The 15,204-nt window shown below is 71.6% G+C and carries 9 protein-coding genes; 6 read left to right on the top strand and 3 right to left on the bottom strand.

Annotated elements, in window-relative coordinates:
* Positions 1–177: 177 nt before the first annotated feature.
* A complete protein-coding gene (locus tag AB0F70_RS26055) occupies positions 178–1,161 on the bottom strand; it encodes a general stress protein (RefSeq protein WP_357455712.1) in 984 nt (327 codons plus the stop codon).
* Positions 1,162–1,234: 73 nt separating this feature from the next.
* Here AB0F70_RS26055 and AB0F70_RS26050 point away from each other — a divergent pair, with 73 nt between their 5' ends.
* On the top strand, positions 1,235–2,584 hold the full coding sequence (locus AB0F70_RS26050) for a CBS domain-containing protein (RefSeq protein WP_357455709.1): 1,350 nt from the start codon (positions 1,235–1,237) through the stop codon (positions 2,582–2,584).
* Positions 2,577–3,068 (top strand): DUF1003 domain-containing protein, encoded by a 492-nt coding sequence (locus tag AB0F70_RS26045; RefSeq protein WP_357455706.1) that lies wholly within the window; start codon positions 2,577–2,579, stop codon positions 3,066–3,068. The genes AB0F70_RS26050 and AB0F70_RS26045 overlap by 8 nt, the downstream gene beginning before the upstream one ends.
* A 63-nt stretch (positions 3,069–3,131) precedes the next feature.
* Here AB0F70_RS26045 and AB0F70_RS26040 read toward each other — a convergent pair whose 3' ends face one another.
* Complete coding sequence (locus AB0F70_RS26040) at positions 3,132–8,066, bottom strand: SdrD B-like domain-containing protein (protein WP_357455703.1); 4,935 nt, start codon at positions 8,064–8,066, stop codon at positions 3,132–3,134.
* Positions 8,067–8,512: 446 nt separating this feature from the next.
* Between AB0F70_RS26040 and AB0F70_RS26035 the strand changes: the two genes are divergently transcribed.
* From AB0F70_RS26035 to AB0F70_RS26025, 3 genes are read left to right on the top strand one after another with little or no spacing between them, the layout of a single operon-like run.
* On the top strand, positions 8,513–9,856 hold the full coding sequence (locus AB0F70_RS26035; RefSeq protein ID WP_357455701.1) for a right-handed parallel beta-helix repeat-containing protein: 1,344 nt from the start codon (positions 8,513–8,515) through the stop codon (positions 9,854–9,856).
* On the top strand, positions 9,853–10,599 hold the full coding sequence (locus tag AB0F70_RS26030) for a hypothetical protein (protein ID WP_357455698.1): 747 nt from the start codon (positions 9,853–9,855) through the stop codon (positions 10,597–10,599). The genes AB0F70_RS26035 and AB0F70_RS26030 overlap by 4 nt, the downstream gene beginning before the upstream one ends.
* Positions 10,596–11,813, top strand: coding sequence for a Dyp-type peroxidase (locus AB0F70_RS26025; RefSeq protein WP_357455696.1), 1,218 nt, complete (start codon positions 10,596–10,598; stop codon positions 11,811–11,813). The genes AB0F70_RS26030 and AB0F70_RS26025 overlap by 4 nt, the downstream gene beginning before the upstream one ends.
* 47 nt (positions 11,814–11,860) lie before the next feature.
* On the opposite strand, the gene AB0F70_RS26020 is transcribed toward AB0F70_RS26025, so the two are convergent.
* Positions 11,861–13,897, bottom strand: a complete 2,037-nt coding sequence (locus AB0F70_RS26020) for a hypothetical protein (RefSeq protein WP_357455694.1) — start codon at positions 13,895–13,897, stop codon at positions 11,861–11,863.
* 131 nt (positions 13,898–14,028) lie between these two features.
* Between AB0F70_RS26020 and AB0F70_RS26015 the strand changes: the two genes are divergently transcribed.
* On the top strand, positions 14,029–15,204 hold the full coding sequence (locus AB0F70_RS26015; protein WP_357455691.1) for a P-loop NTPase: 1,176 nt from the start codon (positions 14,029–14,031) through the stop codon (positions 15,202–15,204).

The raw sequence follows: 15,204 nt of genomic DNA, 5'->3' as shown, positions 1-15,204 counted from the left end.
GCCGGGGACGTTCGGCTGGGACGACGTCGGGGACTACAACTCGCTCGCCGTCCTCCTCCCGTCCGACGACGACAGTGGCGCCAAGGTGCTCGGGGTCGTTTGATTGACCGATCTCAGAGCAAGCGACCGAAGTCATACGGGCCACCTTGCAACCGACCGAATTCGGCGCAGCGTGAGCTACTTCTGGTCGTCGCTCGGCGGGGCGTAGGGGTTGGTGTAGCGGGGCGTCGTGCGGGTCGTCCGCTCGTCGTCCTCGTCGCCCGACTCGTCCTGTCGCCGGGCGTCCGAGGCGGACGCCGCCTGGTCCGGCGGGGTCGGCGACCCGGTCTGCGCCGACGCGTCCGAGGGTGCATCCGCCGGCGCAGCGGCCGGCGCATCCGGCGTTGCGGCGGGCGTGCCCGCAGGTGCGTCCGACGGCGCCTCGGCCGGCGCCGCCCCAGCAGCAGCACCAGCACCAGCACCAGCAGCAGGCCGCATCGCGCCGTAACGAGGCTCGCCCGACGGCGTGACCCAGCGTGGGTCGGTCGGGCGGGTCGGCGCAGCGGCGGGCTGGGTGGGCTCGGCACCGGGCGCCGGAGCGCCAGAAGCACCAGGCGCACCAGGCAGCTGAGCGGCAGACACCGGCGGCGCGACGGGCGCCGGGACGCCCACGGTGGCGGCGCCGCGCGACTTGCCCAGCCCGCTCGGCGAGCGCATCAGGAGCGCGCGTGCGTCGCTCGCGTGGTCGTGCCCGCAGAGGATCGCGTACGTCGCGGCCACGATCTGCGACGAGGACGTGAAGTCACGCCGCCCGCCGGTGAACGTGTACGACAGGATCGAGAACAGCAGGCCGAAGCCCGCACCGAGCGCGATGCCGGCGAACATCACCTGGAAGCCCGCCTCGCCCGCGAACAGGGTGATCAGCAGACCCACGAAGAAACCGAACCATGCGCCGGAGAGTGCGCCCGCGAGCGCCACCCGACCGTACGTGAGGCGCCCCGTGACGCGCTCGACCATGCGCAGGTCGGTGCCCACGATGGTGACGTTCTCGACGGGGAACTTGTTGTCGGAGAGGTAGTCGACTGCTTTCTGCGCCTCCAGGTAGGTGGAGTACGCGGCGACCTCGTCGCCGGCCGGCAGGGTCGGGACCTTCGGGACGGCACCCGGGCGAGACATGCTCATGCCCCATAGTCTCTCCTACCTTGCGGCTGGTGGCGAGAAGCGTGGCCCAGGGGCGAGTCGTAGGCTGACCAGCGTGAGCGCCACCAGCAGGGTTTTCGTCGCACGTCTGGCCGGCACGGTGGTCTTCGACCCGATCGGGGACCAGGTGGGCCGGGTCCGAGACGTCGTCGTGCTGGTCCGGGCCAAGGGCGCGCCGCGTGCGGTGGGCCTGGTGGTCGAGGTACCGGGCCGACGCCGCGTCTTCCTTCCCCTGACCCGCGTCACCAGCATCGACCCTGGCCAGGTGATCAGTACCGGCCTGGTGAACCTGCGGCGGTTCGAGCAGCGGGCCATGGAGTCGATGGTGATGGGCGAGCTGCTGGACCGCCGGGTCCAGCTCACCGACGGTTCGGGCGAGGTGACCATCGAGGACGTCTCGATCGCGCAGCAGCGCACCGGCGACTGGCTGGTGGACCAGCTGTTCGTGCGGCGGCGGTCCGCGCGGGGGTCTGCCCCGTTCCGCCGTGGCTCCACCATGACGGTCCCGGTCGACGCCGTGCAGGACCTCATGAGCCGGTCGCCCGAGCAGGGCGCCGCTCGCCTGCTGGAGGCGTACGAGGACATGCGCGCCGCCGACCTCGCGGACGTGATCCGCGAGCTGGCGCCGGCGCGCCGGCTGGAGATCGCGAGCGCACTGAACAACGAGCGCCTCGCCGACGTGCTGGAGGAGCTCCCGGAGGACGCCCAGGTGTCGATCCTGTCGGGTCTGGACCGGGACCGTGCGGCCGACGTGCTGGAGGCGATGGAGCCGGACGACGCCGCCGACCTCCTCAACGAGCTGCCGCAGGAGCAGGCGGCCCAGCTCCTGAACCTCATGGAGCCGGAGGAGGCGGCCGACGTCCGGCGGCTGCTGGAGTACGCGGAGGACACCGCGGGTGGTCTCATGACCACGGAGCCGGTGATCCTGGGCGCCGACGACACGATCGCCACCGCGCTGGCCCAGATCAGGCGCGCCGAGCTGCCGCCGGCGCTGGCCTCCATGGTGTTCGTGGTGCGACCGCCGCTCGAGACGCCGACGGGCCGGTTCCTCGGCGTCGCGCACTTCCAGCGACTGCTGCGGGAGCCACCGCACGCCGCCGTCGCGTCGGTGCTGGACGCCGAGACGGAGTGGCTCACCCATGACGCCTCGGTGGGCCAGGTGACCCGCCTGCTCGCCGCCTACGACCTGCTCGCGCTGCCGGTGCTCGACGCCCAGCGCAGACTGCTCGGCGTGGTCACCGTCGACGACGTCCTGGACCACATCCTCCCGGACGACTGGCGCGGCAGCGACGACGAACGGCTGGAGGCGATCGCCGCGCAGGCCGCCCCCTCGGCCCGCCGCGAGTCCGCGCGCCGGGAGTCGCTGCGCCAGGAGTCGACACGACAGGAGGCGAACCGTGGCTGACCGCCTGGACACCCCGCTCGCGCAGCGCCGCAGCCTGGTCCCCCGGTTCCGGATGGACGAGGACGCCGTCGGGAAGGCCACCGAGGGCATCGCCCGGTTCCTTGGCACGCCCCGGTTCCTCATCTATCTCACGGTGTTCTGCATCGTCTGGCTGGTGTGGAACGCGTGGGGTCCGGAGAACCTGCGGTTCGACAGCGCAGCGAACGGGTTCACCGCGCTCACTCTGATGCTCTCGCTGCAGGCCAGCTACGCGGCCCCGCTGATCCTGCTGGCGCAGAACCGGCAGGACGACCGCGACCGGGTCACCGCCGAGCAGGACCGGCAGCGCGGTGAGCGCAACCTCGCCGACACCGAGTACCTGGCGCGCGAGATGGCTTCGCTGCGGATCGCCCTGTCGGAGATCGCCACCCGGGACTTCGTACGCTCGGAGATCCGCAACCTCCTCGAAGAGCTGCTGGAGGAGAAGGAAGAGCGCAAGCCGTAGACAAGCGGACGGCCCCCGCACCCTGGGTGGGTGCGAGGGCCGTCCGCTGTGGTTCACCTACCGTCAGACGACGTTCCGACGGCGGTTGCGCCACACCACGAGGATCGTGCCGACGGCGACCAGCAGCACGCTCAGCAGCGCGATCAGCGCCACGTTGGCGCCGGTGTTTGCCATCTCGCCCGGGTCTTCCCCGGGCGTCTCGTCGGCGCAGTCACGCAGGCCGGCGTCGATGTCAGACCGATCGAGGTTGCCCTCGGTCACTGCGACCGTTCCGGTCTCACCGGTCTTCCGGTCGGCGTCGGAGTCGCGTGCCGGCTTGTCGCCGGCCCCCGGTGCCACGAAGCACATCCCCTCGGGGACGTCCCCGAAGGTGACCGTGTAGTCACCCGGGGGCAGGCCCGTGAACAGGTACGCGCACTCGGCGTCCGTGGTGGTGGTCGCCACTACGTTGCCCTCAGCGTCGTACAGGGTCACGGTCACGCCCTCGACACCGGACTCGCCGTCGTTCTGGAGACCGTCCTCGTTCTCGTCGAACCAGACGCAGTCACCGATCGAACCCAGCACCTCGTCGGACGACACGACACCCGCGTCCACGTCCCGACGGTCCGGCGTCTCCTCGGTCAGCGAGTACGTGCCCGTCCGGCCCGTGAGCTGGTCGGCGTCCGAGTCCAGCGCCGGGTCGTCCCCGGCACCCGGAACGGTGAACGTCTTGTCCTCGGGCAGGTCGGTGAACCCGACCGAGTAGTCACCCAGCGGCAGGTCGGCGAACAGGTACTTGCAGTCGGCACCCGTGGTGGTACGAGCCACCTCGTCGCCGTCGGCCCCGAACAGGATCACCGTCACACCCTTGACGCCGGCCTCGCCGTCGTCCTGGATGCCGTCGGCGTTCTTGTCGAACCAGACGCAGTCACCGATCGAACCCAGCACGGCATCGGGCGAGACGACACCCGCGTCGACGTCCAGGCGGTCCGGGACCTCCTCGGTCAGTGACACGGTGTCGGTCGTCCCGGTCTCCATGTCGGCGTCCGAGTCCAGCGCCGGGTCGTCCCCGGCACCCGGCAGGGTGAAGGTCGCGCCCTCGGGCAGGTCGGTGAACCCGACCGAGTAGTCACCCAGCGGCAGGTCGGTGAACAGGTACTTGCAGTCGGCGTCCGTGGTGGTGGTCGCCACCTCGGCGCCCTCTGCGTCGTACAGCACGACGGTCACGTCCTCGACACCAGGCTCACCCTCGTCCTGAAGGCCGTTGGTGTTCTCGTCGAACCAGACGCAGTCACCGATCGAACCCAGCACCGCATCGGGCGAGACGACACCCGCGTCGATGTCCAGACGGTCCAGGAAGTCCTCGGTCAGCGACACGGTGCCGGTCATGCCGGTCTCCGGGTTTGCGTCGGAGTCGACCGCCGGGTTGTCCCCGGCGCCGGGCGTCGTGAAGGTCGCACCCTCGGGCAGGTTCTCGAACCCGACCGAGTAGTCGCCCAGCGGCAGACCGGTGAACAGGTAGGCGCACTCGGCGTCCGTGGTGGTGGTCGCCACCTCGGCGCCCTCTGCGTCGTACAGCACCACGGTCACACCCTCGACACCGGGCTCGCCGTCGTCCTGGATGCCGTCACCGTTCAGGTCGGACCAGACGCAGTCGCCGATCGAGCCCAGTGGCTCGGTCGGCTCGTAGATGCCCGCATCCACGTCGAGGCGGTCCGGGACCTCCTCGGTCAGCGTGTACGAACCCGTCTGCCCCGTGACCGGGTCGGCGTCCGAGTCGACCGCCGGGTCGTCCCCTGCACCCAGCTCGGTGAACACCATGCCGTCGGGCAGGTCCGTGAACCCGACCGAGTAGTCGCCCAGCGGCAGGTCGGCGAACAGGTACGCGCAGTCCGCGTCCGTGGTGGTGCGGGACACCTCGTCGCCGTCAGCCCCGAACAGGATCACGGTCACACCCTCGACGCCGGCCTCGCCGTCGTCCTGGATGCCGTTGGTGTTCTCGTCGAACCAGACGCAGTCCCCGATCGAACCCAGTACCGCATCGGTCGGGACGATGCCCGCGTCGACATCGAGGTCGACCGGGCTGCCGGGCGTCAGGGAGACGACGGGCGTCATCCCGGTGGCCGGGTCGGCGTCCGAGTCGACCGCCGGGTCCTCGCCCGCGCTCTGCGGGGAGAGCACGGAGCCGTCCGGTGCGATGAACTCGACCGTGTAGTCGCCCAGCGGCAGGCCCTCGAAGAGGTACTTGCACTCGGCGTCCGTGGTGGTCGTGTCGACAAGGTTGCCGTCGACGTCGTACAGGTTCACCACGACGCCTTCGACACCCGGTTCGCCCTCGTCCTGGATGCCGTCACCGTTCAGGTCGGACCAGACGCAGTCACCGATCGAGCCGAGGATGACCACGCCGGCGTCGATCGAGTGGTCGTTCTGGCCGTAGCCGCCCAGGGTGAAGGTGTACTCGCCGGTCGCCGGGTCCGGGTTCGAGTCGGTCCGGTCCGCGTCCTCTGCGGCCTCCGGCACATCGGGCACGGGCTCGGGGCGCGGGTTCACGCCGTCGGCGTTGTCCGTCTCCGCGTGCGGGTTGTCGCCGGTGGTCGCCTGCATCGTGGTGAACAGGACGTCGGACCACGGAACGGTGATCGCTGCGCCGAGGTAGTCGACGGCGAGGTCGCCGTCGGCCGGCGTGACGAACCGCGCCGTGTACTCCGCGCCGTGCACCAGCTCGGTGAAGTGCGCGGTGTCGGTGGCGTCGGACGAGAAGTAGTAGGTCCCGTCGGCGGCGGTGACCTGCGTGCCGACTACGGCGTCAGCGGCGTCCACCAGCTCGACCGTTACACCGGGGATGCCGGGCTCGCCCGCGTCCTGAAGGCCGTCGCCGTTGCCGTCGAACCACACGCGGTTGCCGATCTCGACCGGAGCCGGCGGGATCAGTGCGTCGAGGTCGCCGAGGCCACCGCCCTTCTGGAAGCTGACGGTCGGCCTTCCGGTGTTCCCTTCGTCCTCCGTGAACTCGACTCCGCGCGTCGCCGCGCCGTCACCGTCGTTGAACCAGATGAGGCCCTGCACCCGCAGCGTCGCGAGCGGGTCGAAGGACGTGGAGGCCACGTCGGTCGCACCGGCCACGTCGAGCACGGCGCCCAGCGCGATCTCCTCGTGGGTCACGCCGATGACCGTGCCGTCGAGGCCCTGGTCGTCGCCGTGGAACTCGTTGCCGCCCGGACCGGACGCCAGGATCGGAGCCTTGCCGTTCGCCCACTGGGTGGTCTCGCCGTCCAGGCCCGTCCCTTCCGCCGCGGCACCGGTCTCGGGCGTGTACGTCCCGTCCGCGTTCCGGCCGGCCAGCATGATGTCGCCCTGGGCGATCGTCTCGAAGACGATCTCCGACGACGTTCCGCCGTCCTGGCCCGTGTCGGCCGCCCACTGCCGGTTACCGCCCTGCAGCTCGGTGCGGTCAATCATGCCGACCGTCATGTATCCGGCGGTGTTGAAGGTGATCGAGGACATGATCGCCTGCGGATACGCCTGGGCCCCGTCCGGGTCGCCGGCCGCGGTCTTGCTGAAGCCGACCGACCCGTCGGGCCAGCTGTCAGCGTTCGCGTCCGCGCTGTCCCACGTCCAGACATCGGTCCAGGAGTTCCAGTGCCGGATCTGCGGGTGCCGCTCGACGTTCCCCTGCTGCGTCCCGTCCCAGTAGGACATCGGGTTGCCGCGCGGGTAGCCCAGGTCCACGTCCATGACCTGCGCGACGGCGCCGCCGCCGACCGGGACCTTGCCCACGTAGCCGCGCAGCGGCTCCGCCGAGGCGCACTGCGGCCAGCTGTCGGTGGACTCGCCGGGCGCGACGGTGGCGCAGCTGCCGGGTGCGGAGCCGGTGTCGGCCCAGCCCACGTACACCTCGTCGCCCTGCACCTCGACGGCCCAGCCACTCTGGGCATCACCGAGTCCGAGCGCGATCTGCTCGACGTCGCCCGCGGCCGGCACGAACGCCGGGTCGAAGTCCGGGCTGACCGGGTTCGTCGGCGAGATGTCGATCCGGTACAGGTTGCCGTCGGCGAGGTTCATCACGAACAGGTAGGTCGTGACGCCGTCGGTCCACGTGTCGATGCCGCCGAGGCCGACCTTCGCGGCGTTCGCGAACCCGTCGGGGTCGGCGGTCGGGTCGACACCTGCTGCCAGCGCGCGATCCGCGTTCGAGGCGACCGTGCCGACGTCGATCCCGAGGTCGGTCAGGGAGAACCAGGCCTCCACGCCTCCCACGGGCCCGATGCCTGCCGCGACGTCACCGGTCGCCGGGTCGATGGCGTCCGGGATCCGGTAGATGGCGCCGAGGGCGCGGTCCGTCGAACCGTCCCACCGGTGCTCGGCGAGGCCGGCGTTCCGGCGGTACACGGCGGAGGCCAGGAACGTGTTGCTGGCCTGCTCGTAGGCGGTGCCCCACACGGTGCCGACGTCGCCGACGGTGGCGATGTCGCGCTTGCCCGTGTCCTGGGCGGTCGCCCAGTCGGTGACGACGAGCGCGGGCTGCCCCGTCGTCCCCTCGGCCAGCGGGTCGCCCGCCGAGTGGATCGCCGTGATGACGTCCGGCGACTGCGGGCGGTGGTCCTCGGGGGGCAGCACTGCGTAGTCCACCGACTGGTCGCCTGCGGCGACGAACTGCACGGACGTGCCGTTGTCCGCGAGGTCACCGGCCAGCCACGACGCATAGCCCTCGGGGATGTCGGAGAACGTGATGCGCAGCTCCGCGACGGTCGCGCCGTCGGCGACGTTGGGCACCTCACCGGTCTGGTCGGTGAACTCACCCTCGGTCATCGACCAGCCGCCGGCCGCGTCTACACGGTTGGTGCGTGTGGTCGCGGAGTTTCCGAGTGCGTCGGTCACGGTGACCGTGACGTTGCCGACGCCCTGCTCGAGGAACCCGTCGGAGCCGTCCTCGTCGTGCGCGCCGTCGCCGTCGTTGTCCTCCCAGACCTGGCCCGCGGCGATCACGTCGTCCGGCGCCGCCGAGGCCGACGGGACCATTCCCGGGACCATCAGCACAGCGGTGAGCGCGAGCGCTCCACCGCCTGCCACGAGGCTGCGCGGTGATGAGACACCGATTCGTCGGACGTCGAGCCGCGGGGTGAGTGCATTGGCTCCGGCCCAGGAGGCCCACCACCCATGCGCACCGCGCTCAGAGCGCTGGCGAATTCCCATGTCTTTTTCTCCTGTCATAAAACGGACAATGCTTCTTCACACGTCTCGACAATCCGACGTCATCAGAAGCCACGCGAGTAGGCAGTGCAAGTCGAAAGCATCACGGCTCGCGTATTGTCCGAAAACTCTGCCGCGACGCACCGGAATGCAAGTGAGTGCATTCCTGAACGAATCGGAATCAAAAAAACGAGTGCCCAGGGCACACAAGCCCTGGAGCAGGCACATTGCGGTTCAACAGGTGCGCGGCAGGCGCGCCTGCCTAGACTCCGCCCATGCCACCGAAGAGGCACTTAAAATCATTGTTCGGATATATACCCCGAACCGCCGCAATTGCATCCGTTCTCACCCTCGCGGCCTGCGCGGCAGGCCCGGCGTCCTCCGCCGACGGGACGCCCGGCGTCCTGCGTGTCCCCGAGGCGTTCGAGACGATCCAGGCGGCCGTCGACGCCGCGACTCCTGGCGACCTCGTGCTCGTCGCCCCGGGGACGTACGCCGAGGAGGTCCTGATCGGCACGGCCGACGTCACGCTCCGCGGAACGGATCGCAACGCTGTGGTGGTCGACGGCGGGGGTACGCGCAGCTCCGGCGTCATCGCCACCGCCGACGGCGTGCGCATCGAGAACCTCACCGTGCGCCGCACCATGTACTACGGCGTGCTCGTGACCGGCATGCACGACGAGGCAGGCCCCACCGCGCACGGTCTCGACGGCTACGAACGGCTCGACCCCGAGCAGTTCCCGCCCGTCGAACGGTTCGCGATCCGGAACGTCACGGCGTCGAACAACGGGCTGTACGGCATCTACGCGTTCGACGCCCGCCACGGCGTCATCGCGGACTCCTATGCTTCCGGTTCCGCCGATTCCGGCATCTACGTGGGGCAATGCAGGGACTGTGACATTCTCGTCACCAATAATGTGGCCGAGCGCAACGCTGTTGGTTTCGAGAATGCCAACGCCTCCGACTCCGTGGTCGTGACCGGGAACAGGTTCTCGAACAACCGGATCGGGATGACGCTGCTGTCGAACTATCTCGAGGCGTTTACGCCTCAGCACGGCAATACCATTGTGGGTAATGTCATCAGCTCGAACGACGCCGCCGACTCCCCGGCGCACGCCGAGGGCGGGTTCGGCATCGGTGTGGGCATCAGCGGCGGCCGGGACAACGTGCTGCGGGACAACCTGGTGGCGGGGAACCCGCGCGCGGGTGTCCTGCTCGCCAACACGGAGGACCTGGCCGCTGTCGGGAACCGGATGGACGGCGCTTGGTCGGCCGCCGGTCTGGACGCCAACGGCGTCGACATCGCCAACATCTCGGCGGAGCGGGCGCCGGCCCGGGCCAACTGCGCGGGCGGGCGGCCGTCCACGCTGCCGGAGAACCTGCGTCTGCGGTGCGGGGCAGGTTCGCCGCTGGGCGCGGTCCCGCCCGACGCGCTGCCGGGGGTGGAGGTCCCTCCCGGGATCAGCTTCCTGAAGGTGCCCGCGCCGCCGCCCCAGCCTGGGATGAGCGGCGTCGAGACGGTGCCGGGCCCGCTGCCGCCCGCCGTGACCGACGATGCGGTGCTGCCCGACGGCGTTCCCGCCGCCGACCTGCTCGCCGAACGGAGTGGTGTGGCATGACACGGCGAAAGGCCGCCGGCGCTCTCGTCGCGGTGACGCTGCTGCTCACCACCGCCTGCTCCGGCGGCGCCGAACCCGCGGCGGAGGAGAGCGCCGTACGCCCGGTCACCGTGGCGGAGTCCGAGCGGCTGGCGAGCGTCCGGTTCCGGAACTTCGACGCGGGCAGCCGCAAGGTCACGGCGACGTACACCGACCAGGGCCACGAGGTGGCCCTCGAGGGCTGGTACGACTACACGACGCACACCGGCTACGGGCTCGTCTCGGCCGACGGCGTGCCCTCCGACCGGGTCGTCTGGGACGGCCGCGTCCTCGCGACCACCGCCGGCGACCACCTCGGCGAACCCGTGACGTCGCTGGAGGGCTGGCAGGCCGGAAAGCTGGACGCGCACACCTCACCGCTCGCCGTCGTGCTGACGGTGCTCGCGGGCCTGGGCGCGGACCGCCCCGAGAACCCGTTGCTCATCAGGCAGGGTGGCGCGCTCTGGCTGCGCGAGGACACCGCGGGTGAGCAGGAGGTCACGGTGTTCGCGGGGCCGACCGACGGACGGACAGACAGAGCCGACCCGGACGCCGCGGGCATCCACTACTGGGTGGACCAGAACGGCCTGGCGCACCGGGTGGACGTGCGCCTCGGCAAGCAGTGGGCAGAGGTCACCCTGGAGGACGCCACGCTGACCGTCCCGGCGGTCCTCAAGGACGTCGACCCGAGTGCGATCCCCGATACCCGGAGGAATGACGGATGAGCGGCGTCAGCCGGCGAGAGCTGCTGTTCGGCACCGGCGGCGCGATCGCGGGCCTGGCCGCGACGGTCGGCGGGATAGCCGCCACCGGGACGCTCGGCGGCCAGGACGCCTACGACCGGACACCGACGCCCGCCCGGGCCGGCACGGACACCCTGGAACCGTCGTCGGACGGCGTGGAGGCCACCGGGGCCACGCAGGCCGGGATCGCCCGGCCCGCTACGCCGCAGCGGTTCGGCCTGCTCGCGGTGCTCGACCTGCCGGACGGACCCGAAACGCTCGGCCCCCGGCTCGCCGCCCTGGGTGCTGCGATCCGCACCGTCACGGACGGGACGGGGCCACTCGCCGACGGCCCTGGCGACCTCACCGTCACGGTAGGCCTCGGCCCACGGCTCGTCGCCGGGATCGACCCCGGCCTCCCCGGCGCGACGGAGCTCCCCTCGTTCGCGGGCGACGGAACTATCGACCCGCGCCGCCAGGGTGGCGACCTCCTGCTCGCCCTGCACGGCTCCGACCCGCTGGCCCTGCCCACCGCGCTCCGCGAGCTCCGCGCCGCGCTCGGTGACACCGCTCTCCGCTGGTCCGAGTCCTGCTTTCGCGGACCTGGTGAGGGCACCGTCGTGCGGAACCCGCTCGGCTTCCACGACGGCATAGTCGTCCCGCACGGCGACGACGAGCTGGCTCGCGAGGTCTGGCTGCCCACGGCGGACGACGGCGGCGACCCCCGCGTGGCAGGCGGCACCGTCTGCGTGGTGCGCCGGCTCGTCCTGGACACCGAACGGTTCGCGGGACTGGCGCCAGAGGGCCAGGACGCCGTCATGGGACGACGCCGCTCCGACGGCGCCCCGCTGTCCGGCGGCTCCCTGTCCGACGACGTCGACCTGCACGCCAAGACTCCCGCGGGCGAGTACCTGGTGCCCGCGCGGTCCCATGCCCGTGCGGCGCACCCCTCCTTCACGGGCAGCGGCCTCATGCTCCGGCGTGGCTACACGTTCGCCACGCCCGCCGTCGGCGACGACCCCGGCGAGACCGGGCTGCTCTTCGTCTGCTTCCAGCGCGAGCTCGACACGTTCGTCCGTACGCAGCACCGGCTCGACGAGGCCGACGCGCTCACGGAGTTCGTCACCCCGACGGCGAGCGCCACGTTCCTCGTGCTGCCGGGGTTCGACGCGACCCGGCCGCTCGGTTCGACCCTGCGTTCGACCCTGCCCGGCTGAGCACCCGCCGCCGGCCGGCCGGGCCGGCGGCGACGCGGACCGAGGAGCTACGGCTCGACGTCGTCGTGGAGCACTATGCGCGACAGCTCGTAGGACCCGCCCGGCAGCTTCCAGTAGTGCAGCCTGCGGGCCGACGGCGTGTTGACCTGCAGCGAGACCCGCCAGCACACGGCTCCGTCGTCGCGGTGCCTGGCGGGGTCGTCGCCGCCGGCGCCCGTCCGCAGGCGGTGGACCTGCAGGCCGTTCATCCCGGGGGCCAGCCCGGTGAGCACCATGACGAGCGTCCAGACCACCCGGTCGCGGCTCACCCCCTCGACGTCGGTCAGGGAGGCGAGGAACCGCGAGCCGAGCGTGTACTCCGCCAGAGGGCGCCCGGCCTTCTCGGCGGCCGGGATCGCCCGGGCCCACTCGCTCAGCACCTCGAAGCGGAGCTGTTCCTCGTCATCGACGAAGTGCCGGTCCTCGGGCACCTCGACCCCGGCGTCCCCCAGCCGACGGCGGAGACGCGCCGCCTCCTGCCGGGCCTTGCGGAGAGCCGTCGCCTGCTGCTCGGCGCGGCGCTCGCTGCGTTCGAGCCGTTCGGTGAGCTCGCCGACCCGGCCGAGCAGCCGGTCCACCTCGAGCTCCACCTGGTGCCGCTTGACCTTGTCGTCCAGCAGCTCCTTCCCGAGCGCCGAGACCTGGGCCCGCGCCGCGTCGAGGGAGAGGCTGAGGTCGCGCGCCGCCTTGCCCGGCGGTTCCGCGGGTGTCTCGGCCGACGCGGGCGACGGCAGCGCGTCATGGCCACCGGCGTGCCACGCGGCCACGTCGCCGGGGGTCGGTGCCCGCTGGCCGCCCGGGGGTGTGGGCACCGGGCCGGCGTCGGGGGTCGGGTGTTCGTGGACCGGGCGTTCGGGGCCCCGGTCGGTCTGGCGCGGGCCGAACAGGTCGGCGGGGGTGGGCCGGGTCTCGACAGGATCGACCAGCGAGGGGTGGGGGGTCACTACAGGCTCGAGCAGCGGGAGCCGGGACGGTCGGGGGGTCACTACAGGCTCGAGCAGCGGAAGGCGGCGGGGGTCGGCGAGCTGGACCAGCGGGATCTGAGGGGTCTCGGGCGGCTCGGTCGGCAGCGGGGGCGGCAGCTCCAGCCAGGGCGGCCCGTCGTCCAGGAGCGCGATCGCGGGGACCGGCTCGTCCTCGGCCTCGTCCACGTCGTCGAGCCGCAGCGCCAGGCCGTCGAGCGGCGCGGGCACCCGGCGGGCCGCCACCACCTCGCCCGGCGTGAAGAGGTCGCTCAGCAGGTCCAGGTCGTTGCCGGTGATCTCCGCGCGGCGCACGCGGACGACGACGCCGGGCGCCAGCGCGATCCGTACCGCGTCGTGCTCGACCACCTCGACCCGGCCGAGCACCACGTGACCCACCCGGTAGGTGGCGTTCACCACCCGGCGCAGCGCGTCGGCGTCGGGCAGCATGCCGCGGATGTCGAGGAGGCGGCGCGCCGGGTCCAGCACGCCGGTGACCCGCATGCCTGGCGCGAGCACCCGCGCCAGTGCGACGTCGGAGAAGACGAGCTCCTCCGCGACGGTGGCCTGGCCGCCGTCCTCTGTGCTGATCAGGGCGCGTGTGCCGAGCACGCCCAGCACCTTGCCCTCGGTGGTCGCCGCGTCCGGTGCGGACCGGGGCGCGCCGACGATCCCCGCGCGCACAGCGAACCGCATGACGTCGCTGACCAGGCGGTCCCGCACCCGCTCGTCCTCGTCCGCGGAGTAGGCGAAGTGCAGGGGCGAGCGCCGCGGATGGTGTACCCACTCCAGGTCCGTGCCGTAGACACGGGACGCGCCGCCGTAGACCTGGGTGTCCGGCGGCATGCCTGACGAGAACGCCCACGACACGTCACCCGTCGGGATCACCACCACCTCGGCGAGCCCGGCGACGTCGTCGAGCACACGCTTCGGGTCCACGTACGGGATGTCGCGCCCGGCGGGTGTCGAGATGACCACCACGGGCTGGTTGCGGCCGGGCCGCTGCAGCGCGGCGGCGAGCTCGCGGGCCTGGTCCTCGGAGGCGACACGCCGGACCCGCGCGGGGACGCGTGACTCGGTCATGGGGGCCTCCTCACCCTTGGTGGTGACGCAGCGTACCGTTTTCTAGTGTCATTCATTGCAAAGACATGAAAGAGCCCGCTGATTCCAGGACTGATTCCAGGACCCCTGGACCCGGCCCATAGGATCGATTCATGACCCCAGTCGACTCCCCCACACTCGAGGCGCGCGTCCGCGACGCGCTGACCGGTGTGCTCGACCCCGAGATCCGGCGTCCCATCACCGATCTGGGCATGGTCCGGTCGGTAGTGGTCTCGGAAAGCTCGACCACCGGAACCAGCCCGACCGCCGGACCCGGCGCCCACGTGACCGTCGGCGTCGACCTGACGGTTGCCGGCTGCCCCATGAAATCGACGCTCATCAAGGACGTGACGGCCGCAGCGTCAGCCGTCGACGGCGTGGCCGGCGTCGACGTCGAGCTGGGCGTGATGACGCCGGAGCAGCGCTCCTCGCTGCGCTCGATGCTCCGCGGCGGCGCGGGCGACCCCGTCATCCCGTTCTCGCAGCCTGGCTCGATGACCAAGGTGTTCGCCGTGGCGTCCGGCAAGGGCGGCGTCGGCAAGTCGTCGGTCACGGCGAACCTCGCGGTGGCCATGGCGGCGGACGGCCTCTCCGTAGGCGTGATCGACGCCGACATCTACGGCTTCTCGATCCCCCGCATGCTGGGTGTCGACCGTCAGCCCACCCGGGTCGACAACATGCTGCTGCCGCCCATCGCGCACGGCGTCAAGGTGGTCTCGATAGGCATGTTCGTGCCGCCGGGACAGCCTGTCGTCTGGCGTGGGCCGATGCTGCACCGCGCGCTGGAGCAGTTCCTGGCCGACGTGTTCTGGGGCGACCTCGACGTGCTGCTCCTCGACCTGCCGCCGGGTACCGGCGACATCGCCATCTCGGTGGCCCAGCTGCTGCCGTCGTCCGAGATCCTGGTGGTCACGACGCCGCAGGCGGCGGCCGCCGAGGTCGCCGAGCGCGCGGGGTCGGTGGCGACGCAGACGCAGCAGGGTGTGGTCGGCGTGGTCGAGAACATGTCGTGGCTGGAGCAGCCCGACGGCACCCGCCTGGAGATCTTCGGCGCCGGTGGCGGCGCGAAGGTCTCGGCCCGGCTCACCGAGCTCATGGGCAAGGACGTGCCGCTGCTGGGTCAGATCCCGCTCGACGTCGCCGTCCGCGAGGGCGGGGACAACGGCACGCCGGTGGTCCTGACCGCGCCGGACTCACCGGGCGCTCGGGTGCTGGCCGACGTCGCCCGCGGGCTCGCGAAGCGCCGCCGCGGGCTCGCGGGCCGCAGCCTGGGGCTCGCGCCGGTCTGA

The organism is Promicromonospora sp. NPDC023805 (assembly GCF_040639635.1).
GTDB lineage: Bacteria > Actinomycetota > Actinomycetes > Actinomycetales > Cellulomonadaceae > Promicromonospora.
This window is presented reverse-complemented; position numbering and strand designations above follow the sequence as displayed.